Origin of the sequence: Methanoregula sp., from assembly GCF_028712425.1 — an archaeon.
GTDB lineage: Archaea > Halobacteriota > Methanomicrobia > Methanomicrobiales > Methanospirillaceae > Methanoregula.
Genome location: NZ_JAQTQD010000006.1, coordinates 122,173 through 142,011 on the forward strand (window position 1 = coordinate 122,173; position 19,839 = coordinate 142,011).

General features: G+C 53.4%; 22 protein-coding genes. 18 read left to right on the top strand and 4 right to left on the bottom strand.

Annotated elements, in window-relative coordinates:
* Positions 1–255: 255 nt before the first annotated feature.
* The 4 genes from PHF39_RS05025 to PHF39_RS05040 all read left to right on the top strand — a co-directional run bounded on the left by PHF39_RS05025 (position 256) and on the right by PHF39_RS05040 (position 4,088).
* Positions 256–954, top strand: a complete 699-nt coding sequence (locus PHF39_RS05025; protein ID WP_300221005.1) for a type IV pilin — start codon at positions 256–258, stop codon at positions 952–954.
* Position 955: 1 nt separating this feature from the next.
* On the top strand, positions 956–1,633 hold the full coding sequence (locus PHF39_RS05030) for a type IV pilin N-terminal domain-containing protein (RefSeq protein ID WP_300221008.1): 678 nt from the start codon (positions 956–958) through the stop codon (positions 1,631–1,633).
* A gap of 718 nt (positions 1,634–2,351) precedes the next feature.
* The gene (locus tag PHF39_RS05035; protein ID WP_300221011.1) at positions 2,352–3,200 is read left to right on the top strand and encodes a class I SAM-dependent methyltransferase; all 849 of its coding nucleotides are present in this window, start codon (positions 2,352–2,354) and stop codon (positions 3,198–3,200) included.
* Between the two features lie 33 nt (positions 3,201–3,233).
* A complete protein-coding gene (locus PHF39_RS05040; protein WP_300221014.1) occupies positions 3,234–4,088 on the top strand; it encodes a DUF364 domain-containing protein in 855 nt (284 codons plus the stop codon).
* A gap of 342 nt (positions 4,089–4,430) precedes the next feature.
* Here the strand turns inward: PHF39_RS05040 and PHF39_RS05045 are convergent, their stop codons facing one another.
* The gene (locus tag PHF39_RS05045; RefSeq protein WP_300221016.1) at positions 4,431–4,787 is read right to left on the bottom strand and encodes a hypothetical protein; all 357 of its coding nucleotides are present in this window, start codon (positions 4,785–4,787) and stop codon (positions 4,431–4,433) included.
* Positions 4,788–4,930: 143 nt separating this feature from the next.
* Between PHF39_RS05045 and PHF39_RS05050 the strand changes: the two genes are divergently transcribed.
* The 10 genes from PHF39_RS05050 (at position 4,931) to PHF39_RS05095 (ending at position 13,788) form a co-directional block, all read left to right on the top strand.
* Positions 4,931–6,709 (top strand): radical SAM protein, encoded by a 1,779-nt coding sequence (locus tag PHF39_RS05050; protein ID WP_300221019.1) that lies wholly within the window; start codon positions 4,931–4,933, stop codon positions 6,707–6,709.
* A 2-nt stretch (positions 6,710–6,711) separates the two neighbouring features.
* On the top strand, positions 6,712–7,593 hold the full coding sequence (locus PHF39_RS05055; protein WP_300221022.1) for a class I SAM-dependent methyltransferase: 882 nt from the start codon (positions 6,712–6,714) through the stop codon (positions 7,591–7,593).
* Positions 7,590–8,456, top strand: a complete 867-nt coding sequence (locus PHF39_RS05060; protein WP_300221025.1) for a class I SAM-dependent methyltransferase — start codon at positions 7,590–7,592, stop codon at positions 8,454–8,456. Before PHF39_RS05055 ends, PHF39_RS05060 begins: the two co-directional genes overlap by 4 nt.
* 55 nt (positions 8,457–8,511) lie before the next feature.
* Entirely contained in the window at positions 8,512–9,111 is a 600-nt protein-coding gene (locus PHF39_RS05065) for a hypothetical protein (RefSeq protein WP_300221028.1), read from the top strand.
* A gap of 482 nt (positions 9,112–9,593) precedes the next feature.
* The gene (locus PHF39_RS05070) at positions 9,594–10,352 is read left to right on the top strand and encodes a hypothetical protein (RefSeq protein WP_300221031.1); all 759 of its coding nucleotides are present in this window, start codon (positions 9,594–9,596) and stop codon (positions 10,350–10,352) included.
* A gap of 242 nt (positions 10,353–10,594) precedes the next feature.
* Entirely contained in the window at positions 10,595–11,482 is an 888-nt protein-coding gene (locus PHF39_RS05075; RefSeq protein ID WP_300221034.1) for a class I SAM-dependent methyltransferase, read from the top strand.
* A gap of 64 nt (positions 11,483–11,546) precedes the next feature.
* Entirely contained in the window at positions 11,547–12,110 is a 564-nt protein-coding gene (locus tag PHF39_RS05080; RefSeq protein WP_300221037.1) for an FmdE family protein, read from the top strand.
* Positions 12,107–12,988 (top strand): class I SAM-dependent methyltransferase, encoded by an 882-nt coding sequence (locus tag PHF39_RS05085; protein ID WP_300221040.1) that lies wholly within the window; start codon positions 12,107–12,109, stop codon positions 12,986–12,988. The genes PHF39_RS05080 and PHF39_RS05085 overlap by 4 nt, the downstream gene beginning before the upstream one ends.
* Positions 12,989–13,004: 16 nt before the next feature.
* On the top strand, positions 13,005–13,358 hold the full coding sequence (locus PHF39_RS05090) for a hypothetical protein (RefSeq protein ID WP_300221043.1): 354 nt from the start codon (positions 13,005–13,007) through the stop codon (positions 13,356–13,358).
* 145 nt (positions 13,359–13,503) lie between these two features.
* Positions 13,504–13,788, top strand: coding sequence for a hypothetical protein (locus tag PHF39_RS05095; RefSeq protein WP_300221046.1), 285 nt, complete (start codon positions 13,504–13,506; stop codon positions 13,786–13,788).
* Positions 13,789–13,814: 26 nt separating this feature from the next.
* On the opposite strand, the gene PHF39_RS05100 is transcribed toward PHF39_RS05095, so the two are convergent.
* Entirely contained in the window at positions 13,815–14,024 is a 210-nt protein-coding gene (locus tag PHF39_RS05100) for a TOBE domain-containing protein (RefSeq protein ID WP_048111115.1), read from the bottom strand.
* A 343-nt stretch (positions 14,025–14,367) separates the two neighbouring features.
* On the opposite strand from PHF39_RS05100, the gene PHF39_RS05105 reads away from it, so the two are divergent.
* A complete protein-coding gene (locus PHF39_RS05105) occupies positions 14,368–14,742 on the top strand; it encodes a DUF5658 family protein (protein ID WP_300221055.1) in 375 nt (124 codons plus the stop codon).
* Positions 14,743–14,854: 112 nt separating this feature from the next.
* Here the strand turns inward: PHF39_RS05105 and PHF39_RS05110 are convergent, their stop codons facing one another.
* Both PHF39_RS05110 and PHF39_RS05115 read right to left on the bottom strand, forming a co-directional pair.
* Positions 14,855–15,784 carry a hypothetical protein gene (locus PHF39_RS05110; protein ID WP_300221058.1) on the bottom strand — a complete coding sequence of 310 codons (930 nt, stop codon included), beginning with the start codon at positions 15,782–15,784 and terminating at the stop codon, positions 14,855–14,857.
* Complete coding sequence (locus tag PHF39_RS05115) at positions 15,781–16,197, bottom strand: type IV pilin (RefSeq protein WP_300221060.1); 417 nt, start codon at positions 16,195–16,197, stop codon at positions 15,781–15,783. The genes PHF39_RS05110 and PHF39_RS05115 overlap by 4 nt, the downstream gene beginning before the upstream one ends.
* 222 nt (positions 16,198–16,419) lie before the next feature.
* On the opposite strand from PHF39_RS05115, the gene PHF39_RS05120 reads away from it, so the two are divergent.
* The 3 genes from PHF39_RS05120 (at position 16,420) to PHF39_RS05130 (ending at position 19,837) form a co-directional block, all read left to right on the top strand.
* The gene (locus tag PHF39_RS05120) at positions 16,420–17,082 is read left to right on the top strand and encodes a type IV pilin N-terminal domain-containing protein (RefSeq protein ID WP_300221063.1); all 663 of its coding nucleotides are present in this window, start codon (positions 16,420–16,422) and stop codon (positions 17,080–17,082) included.
* A gap of 26 nt (positions 17,083–17,108) precedes the next feature.
* A complete protein-coding gene (locus tag PHF39_RS05125; RefSeq protein WP_300221065.1) occupies positions 17,109–17,585 on the top strand; it encodes a type IV pilin N-terminal domain-containing protein in 477 nt (158 codons plus the stop codon).
* Positions 17,586–18,019: 434 nt separating this feature from the next.
* The gene (locus PHF39_RS05130; RefSeq protein ID WP_300221068.1) at positions 18,020–19,837 is read left to right on the top strand and encodes a type II/IV secretion system ATPase subunit; all 1,818 of its coding nucleotides are present in this window, start codon (positions 18,020–18,022) and stop codon (positions 19,835–19,837) included.
* The last annotated feature ends 2 nt before the right edge of the window (positions 19,838–19,839 follow it).

The following is a 19,839-nucleotide window of genomic DNA, read 5'->3' on the forward strand; positions in this document are numbered from 1 at the left end:
TCAATAACAGGTATTCGCCGTGATAACCAAAGGTGCTTTAATAATACCATGCACTTCGGACTTTTTTTCAAATCGAAGTATTAATAATTAACATAAATTCATTAACAAATGATCGTTGTTAAATACTTTTAATTAAAATTACATGGCTGGCATGGCAGGACAGGTATACAGCTATGTGGCTGTCGCTCGTGCTCCGCCATGACTCGTCTCATGGACATTTGAGCAAGAGGAAATTATATGCATTATCTGAAAAGAATGACAAGAAAAAAAGGCGAAGATGCCGTTTCACCGGTGGTTGGCGTTATGCTGATGCTGGTCGTGACGGTCATCATTGCAGCAGTTGTCAGTGGATTTGCCGGGGGCCTTGTGGACGGTAAAGAGAAGGCGCCAACCATTACAATGAATGTGGAGATCAAGAACACCGGATCCTTTGCATCGAGTATTTTCAAAGCGGACGTACTCGCGGTGACTGAACCGATTGCCACAAAAGACCTGAAACTGGTCACCAGCTGGACAAATTCCGACGGGACACAGGGCGGTGCAGAAGTGACCGGGGTCAATAATACCTTTGGATGGGGTGGTGCAGGATTCCCCGATGAGGGTGTTGCCCCGTGGGGATATGGTCAGGGGGTTAAGAGTGTCAACACTGGAAAGCCAGGAGAAACTGAGCAGCAGTTCGGTAACTATATCCTTGTCGGTGGAACGACAATGTACGCCTACCCGGCAGGTCAGAGCGGAGGATACATGACCGGTAATGCTACTGCAGGATACGGTGTTGAGACAAATGGCGAGTACACAGATTGGGAATATACTGCTGGCACAACAGTTGATGGGATGCAGGCAGTCCTTGGTAAGGACTGGGAGACCCTGAAGACCGGTGACGTTGTGAGTGTCAAACTGGTCCATACCCCAAGCGGTATGACAATCTTCAAGAAAGATGTGGTGGTGGGCTGAAATGATCAAGAAGCGTATATCCTACAAAGATGATGCAGTGTCCCCGGTCGTTGGCGTGATGCTGATGCTCGTTGTGACAATCATCATTGCTGCCGTTGTCTCGGCATTTGCCGGAGGTATGGCCGACTCCCAGAAAGCAACGCCGTCAATGGTTCTTGAGGCTACCTACAGTCAGGCAGATGGTATGACCATCTCACACTCAGGTGGCGATCCGGTAGCACTCTCCGATGTTGAATTCCGGACCATCCCGTCGTCACTCTTCGGGCCTGATGCAGAGAAATTTGCCTATGCATTCCCCAAGACCATCCTCAATGCAACGGGCAGCAAACCCGTCATTAATGCAACAAGCGGCTACTATTACAAGTCTTCCTTCACTGCAGGGGATGTCCTTTCGATTATTCCTAAGGATGCTAAAGATTACATCACTGATGCTGAGATAGCGGCAAATTGTCCACAAAAGAGTGGAAAAGCCGCATGTCAGGCCCTCCAGGGTCAAATCAATCTAAATGCACAGATCTGGTGGGGAACTGTCAAAACAGATGATCCCAACGACAAGTCAGTCTATTTCCGCTCTTACCAGTTTGCCAACCCGGCCAACATCGGCAAGTACTTCTACTTGGAAATGGTTGACCCAACCGGAAACATCATCACTCGGACAAAGGTGCCCATCACCGCGTGAGAAGACAACAACCAACTTTTTCTTTTTTTCATGTCGTAAGAATTGCCAGACACAGAAAAGACATCCCCGGATGTCTGCCGGCAGATCTCCCACCAATAAAATCCCCAGGGAGAGGATCGTTTCTCAAAATAAAAGGGTCCCATTAGCGCACTTTTTCTTACAGAAGGAAAAAACCGAAATCCGGGCGCAATGCGAGCGATTTGAAACGATTTTGTCACCTTGTTTACACCAATTCCGCATTTTTTCGGCTGCCTGGAATGAGCGGCTTCCGGAGAAATCGCCCTAAAAATGCCCCGTTTCGGGAACGGGGCTCAATTTGAAAAGAGGGCGTCCCAACCCCGTGTGCCTCTCAAAAGCGGGAACTCCCACCAACGTAAGACGGTTTTCCGTCATGGAAGAAGCAAAGGATTGCCTGGTTTTCAAGCATTCACGGCAGTACCAGTCCCGGACCTGATCGGACATTCCGGGCGCGTGGATTTTTTAATTATTATTTTTTTAAAATATATGTTTTCGAATGGGTACTGTGCGAGTGCAATACAACAACGGTTTCTCCAAAGAGAGATGCCATCTTCCACGAATCGGAGATGAAGGTATAAAGTGAAAATATTGAACATCTTATCATTGATAATAACAAATAGTGATCGTATCATGCCCGGACTGACAACGGGGCTGCCCGCGGCGCACCTCCTGTTATCATAAGATACCGTGCAGGATATTCATGACCGACATCGATGCTATCGACTGGAACGACGCGTGGAAGACCCTCGACTTGAAGAAACGCGCTGAAGACGCTTTGGCGAACTGCACGGACCGGTGGAACGATACCGAACGGTGCAGGAAATTCAACCGGCGGGCACAGGAGAATAACTGGGAGCATGGGCGGGAACGGATCCAAATGATGCGGATCACCCCGACGGACCGTGTCCTTGATATCGGCGCTGGCCCGGGAACGCTCGCCATTCCTCTTGCCGTGATGGTCCGGCACGTGACTGCCGTCGAACCCTCTTCCGGCATGCTTGAATGCCTTCACGGGAATATCGCAGAGCAAAGGATTACCAACATCACGACACTCCAGAAAAAGTGGGAGGATGTCGATCCTGCAACGGACCTCGACTTGCCGTACGATGTTGTTGTCGCATCCTACTCGCTCGGCGTTTATGATCTTCGGGCAGCCCTTAAAAAGATGGATGCGGTCTCTTCGAAGTATGCCTATATCTTCTGGTTTGCGGACATGCAGTCGCCCCGGCTCCAGAACTATTGCCCGATATGGGAAGACCTCTTCGGTGTCCCCCCGAAAACCCGACATACACCAAACATCATATTCAACCTCCTTGGCCAGATGGGGATTTATGCAAACGTGGAGATCACCCGCACGGATCACGCGAGCCGGTTCTCGAGCGTGGACGAAGCTGTTGCCGACCAGCAGTACGATCTTGGCCTGACCGAGGAGCGGCAGGCAGACGTACTCAGGAGATTCCTGGAGAAAACCCTTGAGAGACAGAACGGGCATCTCATCCTGAAACGGAAGTCCTACCAGGCCAAGATCTGGTGGGAGAAGGAACTGTGAAATGAACCGATTTCTGCAAAGGAATGATTCCCCATGACCTCACCTCTTTCCCGGCCCGGTTCGATCCTTGACGAGACCATTGAGCAGGTCAGCGGGATACTCGGCAGCGATGCCGGGTCCCTCCGGATCGAGCGGGTGGTCATCGGGATCTTCTTCACCGCGGTAAAACTCAGCGATGGCTCCGCAGGCATTGCAGCAACGCCGATAAAAGAGATCCCGGAAGCAGTCTGCTGCCCGAGCTCGGCCCGGACCATGCCGCTTTCGGGACGGTTCACCGGCCGAGCCGCACTGGAGTTTGTCCGCAACCTCCCCGGGGAACCTCCCATGAAAAAGGCAGTTGGGATCGCGGTTCTCAATGCCCTCTCCGAATCATGCCGGCGCCGCAGTCCCGACCCGGACTGCAGGTATGAGACCGGCACGGATGCTCTCGATACGATCCCCCTGCCGGAGGAGGGGTACGTTGTCGTTGTCGGTGCGCTCGTTCCCGTTCTCAAGCGGCTCAAGATGCGGAATAAGCCATTCGGGATCCTTGAACTCGACCTGCGCACACTGAAGCCGGACGAGCTCCCCTTTGCGATCCCGCCTGAACGGGCGGACGAGGCTGTCGGCAGGGCAGACCTGCTCGTCATCACCGGCACCACGCTCCTCAACAACACGCTCGAACCACTCCTTGCCCGTGCAAAGCCGGGTGCAGAGATCGTTGTTGTAGGCCCCACGGCGGGCCTGCTGCCGGATGCATTCTTCCGGCGCGGCGTCACGGTACTGGGCGGGATAACAGTTACCCGGCCGGACGAGCTGCTCGGCATCCTTGCCGAAGGAGGATCGGGATATCATTTCTTTGGGAAATCTGCAGAGAAGGTGAATGTGCAGCGGCAAAGACCATCCTGAAGAACATGCTGAGAAAAACGCTGATCAACCGGAGTACACACGGATATCATGTTCTTGGGATTAGGGCCGGAAGGATCGCGTTCTCCCTGCAAATGTTATGGCAACACAACAGAACCAATTATTGTAATCGCACCTTGTCTTTCGGTCTTTTCCCTGGGCCACAGATGGATTGTAACGACGACGTCGCTAATAAAACGTAACTATTCTGCCTTCACGGATATCGCAGGAGGGACTGGAAAGACAATTCAAAAACATGCCGATGAACATCCTCCGGATTTTCGCCATGGTATGAGTAAGCGTATACCGCTCCGGCTATCCTTACCCGCTGCCTTGACCATGGCGTCACCGGATCCCAAGCCATGTTTTTATTGTGCCGGATTTCTCAACCGGCAGCTCCAGCAGCAGCATCCCCTCCGGTTCCTGCTCAAGGATCTCCTCGCACCTGAGCATGATCGGAGGGTTTCCCTCCGGGAAAAATGCAAGGACCTTATCACCCCGGGCAACCGGAGATGCACGGAATAGTATCCTTCTCCCGTCCTTTGTAACCAGGATGACGACTTTTTTGCCGGTATTCTCCGGGTTATGGTTCAGGATAGCGTACTTATCCCTGACCCTGAAGGCGAACAGCCGGGGGCCCTGTACGACTTCGTCATGTCCTGATGATGTGGTATCAGTGACGGTATTCGTCATGGATGTCATGTATTCCCCCGCTTTTCCAATTGGTGTTTAATTTAAAACACTTAACTTTTATGTTTTGTCAACAAAAATCACTTATCAAACGATTCGGCCTGCATCCGGTTCGATGCCGGTCCGGACAATAAAGACACAGGAGAATCACGACGATGGAATGCAGCTATTGTGAGCGGGCCTGCAACATCCCGGAGAACATGAGCGGGCACTGCCGGATGTACCGCAACGAACAGGGCATCATCACGGAGAATTACCCGGACGAATTCCTGAACATCTACCCGGTCAACAGCGAATCCATTCCGATGCTGCACTTCTGGCCGAACAGCACGTTCCTCCTTGTCAGCACCATCGGCTGTAATTTTGCCTGCGAGGGATGCATCTCCGAGTTCCAGACAATCCGGGAAGGCACGCTGGAAACGGTCCTCACCCGCTACACCCCGGAAGAGATCCTTGCCATCGCCCGCGAGGGGAACTGCCGGGGCATCTCCTTCTGCCTGAACGAGCCCGCCGTCTCGTTCCCGACCTTCCTCCGCGTTGCGCAGGCAGCGAAGAGAGCGGGACTCCTTGTCGGGTGCTCCAGCAATGGCTACATGACAGAACGTACACTTGCAGCCCTGATGCCGTATCTCGATTACGTGAATATCGGGCTCAAGGGGTCATCGGACGAGCGGTACCGGGAGTGCGGGGCCGCATCCGCAGGACCGGTCTACCGGAACCTGAAGATCCTGCACGATGCCGGCGTTGCTGTAGAAGTCTCGACAATGTACATCAGCGGCAGGGAACGCGAGATCATCGGGGCCGCTAAACGGGTCCATGCGATCTCACCGGAGATCCCGTTCCAGGTGATGCGGTTCATCGCCACGCATGAAGATATCGAACCATTGTCCCCGACCCGCGAGCAGGGGGAAGAGATGTGCCGCACGCTCCGGCAGCACCTCCACCACGTGTACCTCTTCAACACGCTCGCAACAACAGAACTTGACAGCCGGTGCCCGACATGCGGGGAGACGATCGTCCACCGCGTCTTCTTCGGCCCGATGGCAGCCCGGGTCCTCTCGGCCCGGAAAGACGGGGTCTGCACCTGCGGGTACAGGTTCCCCTGCCGGGGGGAGATCGAACCCGTCCCACAAGGTGAGATCCCGGTCCTTGGCGGGTACCGCTCGATCATGGGCGTCCAGTTCATCGGCGGGATCGCCCGGGTCCTTGGCGTAAATGACGAGCAGGAGATCGACCGCCTCAGCAATACCGTGATCGCGAACGGGTATCTCATGGGCCTTAACAAGCACACCGGGACTATTGCCGGATACCAGGATATGATCCGGTATGTCGGGTCGCTCTGCAAGCGGGAGGCGGCGGCACGGAGGATCGCGGACTACATCGGTATTGCAGTCGGGGAGGTCATCTCCCGTGCCCCGGGAACGGACAGGCCCCGTGTCCTTGCCTGCATGAGCCACCCGCTCCTTCCCATGTATGCCGACAAGGTCGTCAACCTGCTCGTGGAGATCGCTGGCGGCAGGAGCCTGAACCGGGAGCTTGACCTGCAGGAGAGCACTGATGCAGAGTACACGGTCGAGAAGTTCAACCAGCTCGACCCGGATATTATCCTCGTTGCCGGTCATTCCGAAAATCCGGTACCGGAATTTATTACGATCTGCCGGGAGCTGGGGATATCCGCCCGGGCTCTTGCAACCGGGAGAGTCTTTGCAGTCAATGCCACGTGCGCCTCCGAACCGCTCCAGCTGGTGCTCGGTCTTGAGGAGATTGCACATACCCTCCACCCGGAGATCTTCCGGTTTTCACCCGATGATGAGAAGGCCCGGTACGAACGGCTGACGAAACGCCCGGCCGGATGCGGGACGGGTTGCGGTTGTTCATCTGCGAGCGGTGAAGTATCCCCGGCAGTGCCGCCAGCCGGGTTCCCCGGGAAATGATCATGCAGCAGAATACTGATGTAAAAAACTGGCTGGACTGCTCAAGGGAATGGAACGGTCCGGACAACGATATCGCGAAACTCGGTTCGCCCGGGTTCTGGAATAAAGCATGGGAGAACCGCTCGGATCATACCGCAAAACGGCTCCGGCCAGGAAGGAAGGAACGGCTCATCTCCGATCTCTTCGGGATGCTGGAAGAGGCCGGTTTCCAGGCCGATGGTGCCCATATCCTTGATATCGGCTGCGGGCCGGGTGCGCTGTCAATACCGCTTGCCCGGGCAGGGGCGAAGGTGACCGCACTCGATATCTCATCAACAGCGCTTGATTTCATCCGGGAGACTGCAGACCGTGAGGGGCTCTCCATTGAACCGGTTGAGTGTTCCTGGTGGACCGCGGATATCGATAAGCTGGGGTTCCGGAACCAGTTCGACCTGGTGGTTGCCTCGATGACGCCGTCAATCAAGGATGTGAAGACGTTTGACCGGATGCGGGCCTGCTCCCGGAAGTTCTGTTACTACTCCGGCGGGGTCCCGGGTGGCAGGGAGAAACTGCACAAGGAGATCTTCCGTACCATCCTCAACCAGGATCCCCCGCAAAACCAACGGGGCGGATCCTGGTTCCTGTACCATTTCATGTACCTGTACCTGTGCGGGTTCAGGCCGGTTGTGAGGATCCATAAGATGAACCACCGGCGGGAGGCAGGGTGGGAAGAAGCGGCGGATATGGCGATCCGGTCCCTTGATCGCACGGGTGAATTCAGCGATGAATCAAAAGAGAAAATCCGAAAATATTACCGGAATGCTGCAGTCAACGGGAAATGCATATCACGGGCAGGAGGATACATGGGCATGATGGTGTGGGATGAGCGCCGGAGTAATCAATGATGACTGAGCGACCAAAAAAAACAGACATATCACAAACATACTGGCAGGACCGGTGGAAGGATCAGCGGCTCGCCCGGCTTGCCGTCCCGAAAAAAGACGGGCCTGATTCATTCTGGAACGATAAGAAACGGCTCTCGGACCATTTCATACAAAACCTTGACAGCTGGCGCAAAGGGGCTGAGGACAGGATTGCTGTCATGGGAGTAAAAAACGGCTCACGCGTACTTGACATCGGGGCCGGTACCGGCACGCTTGCCGTCCCGCTGGCAGTACATGACTGTGATGTTGTTGCTGTTGAACCCGCAGAAGCCATGCGGGACGCACTCGGGATCTATGCAGAACAGCAGAAGGTCCGGCCCATCCGGGTCATCCCGAAGCGATGGGAGGATGTGGAGCCGGAAGAGCTCGGGGAGCCGTTCGATGTCGTATTTGCATCGTACAGCCTCATGATCACGGATATTGTGCCGGCGCTGGCAAAGATGCAGGCGGTCTGTGACGGGCGGGTCCACCTCTTCTGGTTCCTGACCCAGCCGTACACCGCGATCCTCAACGAGGCACTCTGGCCGAGAGTTCATGGCGCGGAGTTCCCGGGCGAGCCTACGGCTGACTGCCTCTGGGAAGTGTTGTACGAAATGGGGATCTTTGCAAACCTTGCCGTGGAAGCGAGCTGCGAGCCGGCATATTTTGCATCACCTGCCGATGCTACAAAGGACTTCTGCAAACGCCTGGGATGCACAACCCGCGAACAGGAACAAGCTGTTCGCGAGTACTGTGAGACCTCGCTCGCGAAGACGGAACACGGGTACCGGGTTGCCGGTGATGCACTGGGGGCCCACCTCTGGTGGGATGTGAAACCGCGATGACAGAACCTGCGGGTGATCTGATGGGCTATTTTGATATAATTGTCTGGTGAACACCATGCCCCAGGTATTTCTTATCAGCGATATGCATTTTGGCGATGCTGATACACCCCGGGATATCATTCACCGGAAAAACCGCAGGGATCCGGGTACGGATGAGATGTATCCGGATATGGCCACGATGAATGCCGATCTGATTGCGCGGTGGAACCGGACGGTCCGGCCGGAAGATAAGGTATATTCCCTTGGCGATTTTGCAGAGAGCAGTGGCGAATTTCAGAAATACTCATCACAGCTGACCGGCATGAAACAATTCTTTTTGGGTAACTATGAGCTTGCATGGGATTTTGAAACACCAGATGACCGGAAGAATCCCGACCCCCTCTTTCCCGTCATGGGATTCCTTCCCGTGAAAAACCGGAATTTCCTGGTAACGCATGATCCGTGTGATGTTCCCTCCCGGTGGGACGGGTGGGTGATCCATGGACATTTCCACAACCATCCCAAATACCCCTTTGTCGATGGCAGACGAAAAAGGATCAATGTATCGTGCGAGCTCACCGGCTATGCCCCCGTGAATCTGGATTATATCGCATCTCTGGATCTGGACCGGATCGAATGGATGGGAGCCACCTATATGGAGCCGGCATTGTGGTGAGGGACTGATCGCCGGTATCAAGACCAATTCATCCGGATACGCATTCAGGGCATTATCGTGATAAAAAACAGGTGGACAGATGTATTACCAGTACGACGGACTGGGAAGCGTACGCGGCCTGAGCGACAGCAACGGAGACACCGTAAATGCGTATTCTTACGATGCCTTCGGAAAGCCAGATCTTGTAACGGTTTCTGCGGATAACAATTTCCCTTTCCCTGACCAGCTGCAAGATCCGAGAGAACCGTCCCGGCTGGTTCCCCGTTAAAGAGATCTCATCAGAATAGCATACCGCGGAATTGATGATATTATCATTACATATCATTGACAAATGAGATAAATTCAACAGATTTAATTACCCTATTTTTCAATCCTGATGAATGATACTTCAGAACGATAACGATTTTATGGCGGATCCGGGCAGGTGCGGCATATGCCCACACATCTCCGTATCTTACCGCAACAATCGTTTCAATCACAGGATGGTAGTGTTGCTCGTCCTGGGTTTCCTTCTCCTCGTCCCGTTCGCATCAGCTGCGGACTACATCCTTACCGCCACTTCATCCGACCAGTTCAGGAGCGGGATCCATTATACCGGAAAGGACGACCTCACGCTGGAGATCTGGGAAAATGTAACCATCGACAGCACCTCAGGAACCGGGATCGATTCCATTGTCCCTGTCATCATCAGGTCCCCCCAGGGAAAAACGCTTACCGTCAGGGTCAGGAACGATACCGGTGTTCTCTTTGGCATCACCGCGCCGTCCGTCTCGGTTGAAAGCGGAAATCTCGATATAACCGTAACGGGGAATATCGATGGAGAGAAAGGGCTTGCCTGCGGTATTTACTCCAGTGCGGGGAATGTCACCGTTTCCGGAGGATCCGTGTCCACGACCGTTGAGACAACCGGGCACAAGAACAAGGGCATCTATGCATCGCGCTATATCATCATCTCCGGCGGCAGGGTCAACGCAACCCAGCAGGGTGGGGCCAACACGTTTGGTCTCGACGGGGGCAATGCAGATATCAAAAAAACCGACACCGGGGTACAGGTGACGGGAGGATATATCCAGGTACATTCCGCGGGCGGACGGGCAAGGAATATCGGTATTGATTCCAAGTTCGGTACGGTGGATATATCCGGAAATACCGTCCTTGTCATCCGCACCGATGGGAGCGGTTCCCAGCAGAACTATGCATTCAACCCGGTTATTACCACCATCCATGGGGGAGGCACGTAAAAGCAGCGGGTGACCTGCCTGCCAGCGATGACTAAAAACAACACTCCGGGCAATCCGTTTCTGAAAAGAAGGAAAAAGGATACGGATCTGAATACATGCCCGGAGTGTTAGGGTCCTCACAGAAACTTGACTCTTTCGTGCGGTGTATGAATCAGTTTCTTTCCCTCAAACAGTAGTTTCCGGAAAAAAACCGGGATGTTTAAATCATATGATTGATAATGCGGTTAAATAAACCTATTTACATGAATACCAATCCACGGCAGGCCGACCCAGTCCGGGCGACGGCAGATGCCTGTCCCCCACTTCCCTTCCGCGAGCGCTGGCGCCAGCTGAAGCTTGCGCACTGCGCTGTCCCGAACTACGGCAACTCCCGGAAGTTCTGGGGCAGTAAAAAGAAAATCCATACCGTATACACGAAAGGCGATGGCAAACACGATGAGAAGACCGCCGCCCGTCTTGCTGCAATGAAGATTATGGAGGGATGCCGCGTCCTCGACATCGGTGCCGGGCCCGGGACCTACGCCATTCCGCTGGCAAAGATCGGGTGCAGGGTGACGGTTGTCGAGCCCTCACCTGTGATGCGCGACCTGCTCGCGACACGGATAAGGAAAGAGAAGGTCAAAAACATCGTGGTCATACCAAAGCGTTGGGAGGATGTGGATTTGGAAGAACTCGGGGAACCGTTCGATGCTGTCATCGCTTCCTTCTCGCTGACCATGATGGACATGGGCGAGGCCCTTGCAAAGATGAATGCCTGCTGCAAGGGAACCGTCCACCTCTTCTGGTTCCTGACAGAACCAACCTGGGCGCAAGTCAACAGAGATCTCTGGCCGCTGCTGCATGGCGGGACATTTCCCGGGGAGCCCACCGCGGACTGGCTCTGGCAGATCCTGTGCGAGATGGGGATCTATGCAAGCATCAGGCCCGAACCTCAGGTGTCGCAGTCGCGGTACGCAAATGAGGGTGAAGCTGCCGAGGAGTTCCTGCAGCGCCTGAATTGCACAACTGCTGCGCATGAAGAGATACTCCGGAATTATCTCCACAATGTCCTGAAGCGTGACGGCGACAGTTTCGTCCTCGGAAACGGGACCCGGAGCGCTCATATCTGGTGGAACGCGACCGATCAATAATTACCTGAACAGGAAACCCGAAGGAGAGAATTACGAGTACCATTATCGAATCCTGGTGAAGAGTATGAGTTTATACGAGACATTGTTCAACAAAGCAAAAGCATTTCACGGGCATGTCTGCCCGGGGATTGTTCTCGGAACGCGGCTGACCATCGCAGGGATGCGGGAACTCGGGATGGACCCGCTGGAACCCCAGCGCAACCTGATCGTGTACATCGAGATCGACCGCTGCGGGTCCGATGCCGTGCAGGCTATTACCGGCTGTTCGCTCGGCCACCGTTCTCTTAAGCACAAGGACTTCGGAAAGTTCGCGGCGGTCTTTGTCGACCTTGAAACAAAAAAAGCGGTCAGGGTTGCTGTTTACGAGAAGAAACGGGCCGAGCACGATAAACTCGACTCAAAGGACGTGATCCGGATCCTCGGCTCGTGCCCGGAGGAGGAGATCCTGAAGATCGAGCACGTAACGATAGATATCCCGGAAAACGACATCCCCGGCTATCCTCTCGGCAAAGCTGTCTGCAGTATCTGCGGGGAGCTGGTCATGGACAACCGGCATATTATTGTAGACGGGAAACCAGTGTGTAAAAACTGCGGAACGACCTCCTATTACACGGTGCTGGAACCGTGAAGGGTGTTCATCGCGGGGCACCGGATAATGCCGGCGACCCGGGTTCCTGTTCCTGGCAGGATCGCTGGCGGCAGATGAAACTCGCCCGCCTTACGGACCCGGCACTGGAACAGGCCGGAACGTACTGGAACAACCGGAAGAACGTGGCCGGGCTGTACGTGAAGAGCCGCACCCGCCAGGCCTGGCAGGGGAAGGTGGATGCGCAGTTCAGTGCCATGCGGATCCCGGAGGGTGCCCGGGTCCTCGACATCGGGGGAGGCACCGGGACCCACGCGGTCCCGCTTGCCACACGGGGCTGCGCTGTGACGGTGGTCGAACCCGCTACCGCCATGCGCGAGGAACTCGAAAAGAATCTGGCCGAATCGGGAGCCGGGAAGGTCACCGTCATACCCAAACGGTGGGAGGACATCGCGCAAGACGATCTCGGGAATCCGTTCGATATCGTGATGGCGTCGTACTCACTCTCCATGACAGATATCGGAGAAGCGGTTGCAGCAATGCAGGCCTGCTGCCGGGGATCGGTCCACCTCTTCTGGTTCCTGACGCCTCCGTCATGGGCCCGGATCAGCGCTGACCTCTGGCCGCTCATCTATGGCCGGGACTACCCGGGCGAGCCGCTCGCAGACTGCCTCTGGCAGGTACTGTATGAGATGGGGATTTATGCCAGCCTGACACCGGAGAGGAAGGGGGAGACAGTGTACCGCACGGTCGATGAAGCCGTAGAAGAATATCAGCAGCGCCTGAACTGTACCGGGCCCCGCGAAGAAGAGATCCTCCGCAGATATTTCACGGAGCAGTTGCGGCAGACTGGTGAGGGGCTGATTCTGGGGGGTGCGTCCTACAGCGCACATATCTCATGGCAATGCAAACAATCCTGAACTAATGGAGGTCCCGGTGAAAATCGAGAAAGAGATCCGGCTCGTGCACTGCAGTGACGGCAGGATCAAGAAGGAGTTCCTCCTGTCAGCACCGGTGACGAGGGAGTTTGCCGCAGCATGCCGTAAGTTCGGCGAGGTGAAAGAGATAGATGGCCTGAAAAAGCCGTTCTTCACCTTTCTCATACCGGACTGCCTTAACATCAAGGGATTCATCGGGGAGACCTCCATCGAGGCCTGGTTCCTGCCGGAATATGCCGGTGCAGGGGAGCGTTTCCTCATACAGCTTGTTGAAGGGGCGCAGGCAGCAGATGAGAGGCTCATGGAAGAGCGCCGGAGGCTGCTCGCTCTCATGGCAGGGTCACGGAAATAACCGTTGTTGTTTCCTTCGGGAAAATACGGGAATTGTCGCAGGGCCGGGACAGCAAAGATGCTTTATGGTTGCCGGACCACGAATAGAATGGGGAGCTATGTCCCCGCACGTGCTGTGCCGGACATAGTTCTGACAGGATTACCGTATGCCAGAACTCTTCACGGACCCGGTTCCCCCGTACCCGGGATGGGAACGGCGCCTATACCGGCTCTCCCGTCCGGTGACCGAAGCGGATATCCAGGCACTCTTAGGAGATCAGGATCTGTACATCCGCGAGACCCCGGGCGGCACGAGGGCCATAATCCACAAGTACGGACTGCTCGAGATTAACCTGATCATTGGCATGCGTGAGGCAGAGGTCTGGTTTGCACCGGGCAAAGGGGCCTATCCTTCGGAATACCTGGACGCACTCCTGCAGACCCGGTTTTAATTGCGGAAAGAGTAAAAAAAAGGGAATTAATCGACTGCCACCATCACTTCGGAAGCCTTGACAACTGCGTAGACTTTCGAGCCTTCCTTCAGTTTCAGGGATTCTGCCGAATGGGTGGTAATCGAGGAGACCATCTCATGGCCGCCGCCGATGTTGATCACGACTTCGGTGCTGACCGGGCCCTTCTTGATGGACTTGACGGTGCCCGCAATCTGGTTTCGTGCACTGATCTTCATGGTTTTCACCAGAGAGGAGATATACAGAATCCTTACATTATAAGGATATCCGTCTGTCTGGGATAAGGGGTTCAGTTGATTTTTGAATAGGTAAATCATTTTTTTTACTTTCACACGGGTACGGTCATCGACAATATCTGTAATAATGATGTCCCATGGGAGTGGAATGCGCGGATATGAAAATCATACAATTCTGCTAGTTCATAATATTCCATAGTAAAAGAACCTAAAAATGTTGATACGTGCTGTTGCTGGTTAATTATGAGATCTTTACAAAAACAAAAAATCAATAATTTGCCGTTAAAACAAGATTTTAATGCAATCCCTTTGAGTATCCGGCATAATGCCGGTAGAATACGGATTGGAAATCCAGACCAAACTGCATGAGGTATTCCCGCGGGATTACAAAATCATCCGCACGATCGCCGGTTTCCTTCTTATTCTGGGTGCACTATTCCTGCTCGATATTGTAACAACCGAGATCATTCTTCTGCGAGGAGGTATAGAGCTGAATCCTCTCATGGTGGGGATTGTTGAAATTCCGGCGCTGCACGCTGCTATCAAGATGGCAATCCTTTTCCTCATCTTTGTCGTATCGCTGGTTGCTGAAAAGTACATGACGAGATCGGGCACAATATTCTGTTGTATCATCATCACGCTCTACATACTCGTGGTTTCCAACAACCTGTTCGTCATCCTGCCTTGGCTTTCGGGATAATCCGACTTGACGGGGTAAGCGTCATATTCGCTGTGTCCGACCGGCCAAGTCGGATGAACATTCGCATGCCTGGCATGTCACCTCTGCACTCTCACTGTTTTTGAGGTGGCGATCAGTAGGCCTTGACCGTTATCTCGGTCGTCTCGCTGATAAGCGTGAGACTAGGGTAGGGTGCAGGTTTGAATGTCAGGCGGATCTCCCGCTTGGCGGGATCAATCAACGGGCGCTCCACATTCGCGCACGTAGCACGCATATTTTCAACGCTGTCGTTCACAGAGCCCCAGAGCGATGAGGAGAACCTGCTGGGGGGGTTCATGATCGTGAGGTTAAGGCTGGTTGCCTGCGGAACCGTAACTCTGGGTATCGTGGGTGGCGAGCTGCTGTTCAGGGCCAGCATGGCATTCCCGTTACCGCTTACCCGGTTGTACTTGGTATCCGGCGTGATATTAACCGTCCTCACGATGAGGGCAGAGCAGTTGCCGGGGGGATCGGAATACAATTCGACAGGCTCTATCTCTACAAGAATTCCGGCCAAGTCATAGGTAATATCATCGGGCTTCGCGTCCTTCAAGGGTGTTGTGAGGTTGCGCTCGCTGTTGAAAACATACACAATCCCGTTCTTCCACCCGTACCCCTGGTTCTGCCAGAAATTGTTCACAGGTTTGTAGGAGAACGCAACAAGGTTCAGGAAATGGTCCGGATTCTCCAGGCTCTTTTCTCCTGTCCAGTTCAGCCGCAGATATCCGTCAGGCGATGCATTATACACTTTTATTTCTCCCCCGGACCTGACAGGATCGAACAGGAAGTCACCGCCGCCAAGGGGGAGTGGTTCTGATAACTTTACATTCCTTTTCAGCGATACGGCTGTCTCTATATCGGAGGAAAACCGTAAGAAACCGGATTCAACATCCTTGATGTGGGCGATCTCGGACTGCGCCTTCATGGAAGGAACATAATATGCATTCCAGGCGGCAAAGAAGGTCACCACTACTGCAAGGATGAGCATCACGGCAACTACCGGGGCCACGCCATCCTCGCTCACAGGACAATCCTCCCGCTGAAGACTACCGTGCGGGGAGTGATGAGTTTAACCGTCTCATCCCCCTTGAATGAGTACTCCGTTCTCACGGTGAGGTTGCTTCCGACATCGAAAACGGTTTTGTCCGGAACAAGGATGAGATCACTTCTGGTAAACGATTGGCGGGATGTCTCGTTCATGATCACGATACTCAAATCCTCGGCCTGCACCCAGTCTCCCCCTTTGTGCCAGAGGGTAATATCCTGCCGGTCATTGGTCATCATAACACTGACGCTCGGGTCACGACCGGCAGGAAGGAAGTTGAAGAGGACGGCAGAGAACACAGAGAGCAGGATCACGACAAGAGCGATCATGAGCATCTCTCCGATAACTTCTGATGCACCTGATTCATTCAATCCTGATGTGTTCGTGTTCATTTTCCACCGGGATATTTCCTGAAGTAGTATTATTCGGAACTGCCGGACAATTCATGGAGATCTGAATAAAAGTCCTGTCACATTTGTTTGTCAAATTATTATGTTAAACTATTAGTATTGTTAAGTATAATTATTAAATAGATTTTCGAAACACACCATGCCCTAGAGATAATATGCAAAAACAGGTATGCAGAGATCTCCGGGTCATCCTGCCTGATAACCATGCGGAAACAATATCCCGATCGTTCCCTGAAAGATGATGGTGTATCTCCCGTAGTCGGGGTCATGCTCATGCTCTCGGTGACGATAATCATCGCCGCCATTGTCAGCGCTACGGCCGGTAGTTTTTCCTCTTCCCAGAAACCCGCACCATCGGCAGTTCTCGAAGTCCATTTCTACGAGAATAAATCCTATGGAACATTCTCGATCAACTCAATGACCATCGAGCATATCAGCGGGAGCCCCCTCCAGACAAAGGACCTTAGCATCTCCACCTATTTCCGGAATGAGTCCGGCCAGTTGATCAAAGGCACACTCTCAGGGGAGATGTCCGTGGAGATCGATTCGGGTCATTACTCTGCGCCCCTCTTCATCAATGACCAGGACCGGTTCGAGGGATCGCCCCTCCAGCATTCCTCATCAGCCCGGCACAGGAGCTGGTTTGGGAATTCATCTGCTGTCCTGATGGCCGGTGATGTCCTCGTCACTCCGGCTCAGTTCTGTGGATCGGTGGGCGACCATGAGAATCCCGGCCTGAACGCACTCCTGAATCTTGGCGAGAAGGCCTCGGATGACAGGTACAAGGCCGGGGATGTCATCACGGTGAAGATCGTCCATATCCCGAGCGGGCAGGTGATCTTTGACAAGGACGTGGTGGTTGTTTGAGGTCCCGGTCCGATCATGATACGGCTGTGTCACCGGTTGTCGGCGTCATGCTGATGTTATCGGTTACCGTCCTGATTGCGGCGATCGTGAGCACCTATGCCGGAGGATTCACCGGTGGCGCGGAAAAGAGTCCCCAGAGTTCAATCAGGGCAAGCCCGAACCTGCTCCAGCACCGGATCTATTTCGAGCACAATGGCGGCGACCCGTTCATGCTCAGTTCCATAAAAGTCGTTCTGAGGGAACATGATAATAAAACATCTTTTTCACTCAATGATGCCGAGACCAGCCTTGTCCGGAATTTCAGTGAAATTGGGAGCGGGGGTAATTTTAAGGACACAACAATTCAGGCAGGAGACACATTTTTCTCTGAGGGGGAAGACCTTGGCAGCAATGCTGGAATGAAATTCGGGAATGTTGTCCTGAAAACCGATACCCGGGCAACATGGCTTCTTGTGGATAAAGCAAGCGGCAGGACTATATCCATGGGATCATTTGTTGTCTAATCCCCATTGATCACAAACCAGGATTTATCACAATCTCTATGCTGAACGGGATCTCGCCCGGATATGACAGTAATGTCATAAAAAATGTTAAAAATTTTTTGATTTGTAAAACTTTTTTTGGAAAAAATCAATAAAAAGATATTGATTGCTAAAAAATGTTAATTTTAAAAACTAAACAAATTACAGCAATAAACCAGAGCACTTTTTAATACTGGACACAAAACATTATTCAACCTTCCATCATCGGATATATCGCGAAAACGGTTGCTGGTGATGCTGACACCACCTTTGCGGACTGAAGAATCTGAATATCGGAGGATTATGTTTCAGGAAATTCTGGTTGTTTCTTCAGCTGCCGTCATGCTTGTCAAAGCCGGTGGTTTTTTTCACTATTTAAGAATTTTACCAGAGAAAATCCGGATTCTCCAAACAACGTGCAACCGGTTTCCGGAATCAACCTGCCCGGAAAGGTACTCCCGGCAATGGAAACAAAAACCGCCAGTACAGGAATCATGAAGGTCTCTGCGCTTCTTGCAGAGCCGTCATGGAAAGGTCTGCTTGCATTCAGTATGGTTGCAGCCATCGCGTGCATCTCATCAGGTATTTTCCTCTTCATCGATCTCCCTCTTCCGGCCATGGCCGGCCTGGGACTTGTCACTCTTGTATCTGCTGGAATAACCCTTATAGTCCTGAAGGCCCGCTATACTGCGGGATCCTGGTTGCCTGGGGGCATATCCAGGAAAAAAACCACACCCGTCTCTTCTCCTTTGGATAAATCGCTGTTCGAACCTGAATCTACAGTACCATCGGGGTCATCAGGTCTTCCGGAAGGTAATACTCCCGCAACTCTCGAACGGTACTGGGTAGTCGAACCCTATTCATATGTTACAATAAAACGAGTGGGCAATGTGGGCTTTACATATGTCATCAGTGAACCTTCCATCTCGAAGAAAGAGATGACAATCCTTCTTGAGACTTACACGCATCTCAGGGACATTATTATCTATGATGAGACGGAAGACAGCCAGAAAACCCGTATCGACCCGGTTGCCGTCGCACGGATCATACGGGCTTTCGATCCGGAGATCGGCGAAGATCGTATTGCAATCCTGAATTATTACATCAACCGCGACCTTTCCGGTTACGGTCCGCTTGAGACCCTGATGCGGGACCCGGCCCTTGAAGATATCAGCTGCAACGGAAACGACCTCCCGGTCTTCATTTTCCACCGAGAGTACGGCAGCCTGCCTACGAATATCGTCTTCTCAGAAACGGAGCTGAACCAGTTCGTCCTGAGACTCGCCCAGAAAGCCAACAAGCAACTCTCGCTTTCGAGCCCGATGGTGGACGCAACGCTTCCCGATGGTGCACGTATCCAGATCACGTACAGCGAGGTTGTCTCGACAAAGGGCAGCTCATTTACGATCCGGAAATTCCGAGCCGAGCCCATGACACCGCTCGACCTGATCAGGTACGGGACGTATGACGCCAAGACTCTTGCATTCCTCTGGCTTGCTATCCAGCACCGGAAAAGCCTCCTTGTCGTCGGAGGTACCGCCAGCGGCAAGACTTCAATGATGAATGCGGTCTCTCTCTTCATCCCGCAAAACGCTAAGGTGGTCTCGCTTGAGGATACACGCGAGATCCAGCTCCCGCATAAGAACTGGCTTCCCACCCAGACCCGGGAACTCAATGCCGAAGGGATAAAAGGAGATATTGACCTCTTCTCGCTCCTCAAGGCCTGTATGCGGCAGCGTCCGGAATACATCATCGTGGGCGAGGTCCGGGGCAGGGAGGCCCAGACACTCTTCCAGGCAATGAACTCAGGCCACGCCACACTTTCGACAATTCATGCCGGGAGCGTGTACGAAGCTATCAACCGTCTTACCCATGACCCGATCAACGTGCCACCGGTCATGTTCCAGGCGCTCGACATTGTTGTTGTCCAGTCCATCTATACCCTCGGAAAAACCCGGATCCGCCGGTGCCTCTCAATCCACGAGATCGAAGTCAACAAAAACGGAGAGATCAACCCGACCCCGCTCTTCGAATGGGATGTCCAGAACGACACATTCCTGAAGCGCTATACAAAGTCCAGGGTCCTCGAAGAGATCGCATTCCATAACGCATGGGACGAGCAGGAGCTAAAACACCAGCTGGCAAAACGCGAGGAGTTCTTCTCCTGGGCGCTTGATGTACAGCCACCAACCCTGCGGGATCTGGCCAACGCTATTCATGACATGGGTGACTGAAA

Excerpts from the sequence above, each read along its gene's own strand:
- PHF39_RS05045 (WP_300221016.1), bottom strand. The coding sequence starts at position 4,787 with ATGACATCCATGACGAATACCGTCACTGATACCACATCATCAGGACAT.
- PHF39_RS05115 (WP_300221060.1), bottom strand. The coding sequence starts at position 16,197 with ATGAACACGAACACATCAGGATTGAATGAATCAGGTGCATCAGAAGTT.
- PHF39_RS05025 (WP_300221005.1), top strand. The coding sequence starts at position 256 with ATGACAAGAAAAAAAGGCGAAGATGCCGTTTCACCGGTGGTTGGCGTT.
- PHF39_RS05100 (WP_048111115.1), bottom strand. The coding sequence starts at position 14,024 with ATGAAGATCAGTGCACGAAACCAGATTGCGGGCACCGTCAAGTCCATC.
- PHF39_RS05030 (WP_300221008.1), top strand. The coding sequence starts at position 956 with ATGATCAAGAAGCGTATATCCTACAAAGATGATGCAGTGTCCCCGGTC.
- PHF39_RS05065 (WP_300221028.1), top strand. The coding sequence starts at position 8,512 with ATGCCCCAGGTATTTCTTATCAGCGATATGCATTTTGGCGATGCTGAT.
- PHF39_RS05035 (WP_300221011.1), top strand. The coding sequence starts at position 2,352 with ATGACCGACATCGATGCTATCGACTGGAACGACGCGTGGAAGACCCTC.
- PHF39_RS05120 (WP_300221063.1), top strand. The coding sequence starts at position 16,420 with ATGCGGAAACAATATCCCGATCGTTCCCTGAAAGATGATGGTGTATCT.
- PHF39_RS05060 (WP_300221025.1), top strand. The coding sequence starts at position 7,590 with ATGATGACTGAGCGACCAAAAAAAACAGACATATCACAAACATACTGG.
- PHF39_RS05080 (WP_300221037.1), top strand. The coding sequence starts at position 11,547 with ATGAGTTTATACGAGACATTGTTCAACAAAGCAAAAGCATTTCACGGG.
- PHF39_RS05055 (WP_300221022.1), top strand. The coding sequence starts at position 6,712 with ATGCAGCAGAATACTGATGTAAAAAACTGGCTGGACTGCTCAAGGGAA.
- PHF39_RS05070 (WP_300221031.1), top strand. The coding sequence starts at position 9,594 with ATGGTAGTGTTGCTCGTCCTGGGTTTCCTTCTCCTCGTCCCGTTCGCA.
- PHF39_RS05050 (WP_300221019.1), top strand. The coding sequence starts at position 4,931 with ATGGAATGCAGCTATTGTGAGCGGGCCTGCAACATCCCGGAGAACATG.
- PHF39_RS05105 (WP_300221055.1), top strand. The coding sequence starts at position 14,368 with ATGCCGGTAGAATACGGATTGGAAATCCAGACCAAACTGCATGAGGTA.
- PHF39_RS05075 (WP_300221034.1), top strand. The coding sequence starts at position 10,595 with ATGAATACCAATCCACGGCAGGCCGACCCAGTCCGGGCGACGGCAGAT.
- PHF39_RS05040 (WP_300221014.1), top strand. The coding sequence starts at position 3,234 with ATGACCTCACCTCTTTCCCGGCCCGGTTCGATCCTTGACGAGACCATT.
- PHF39_RS05095 (WP_300221046.1), top strand. The coding sequence starts at position 13,504 with ATGCCAGAACTCTTCACGGACCCGGTTCCCCCGTACCCGGGATGGGAA.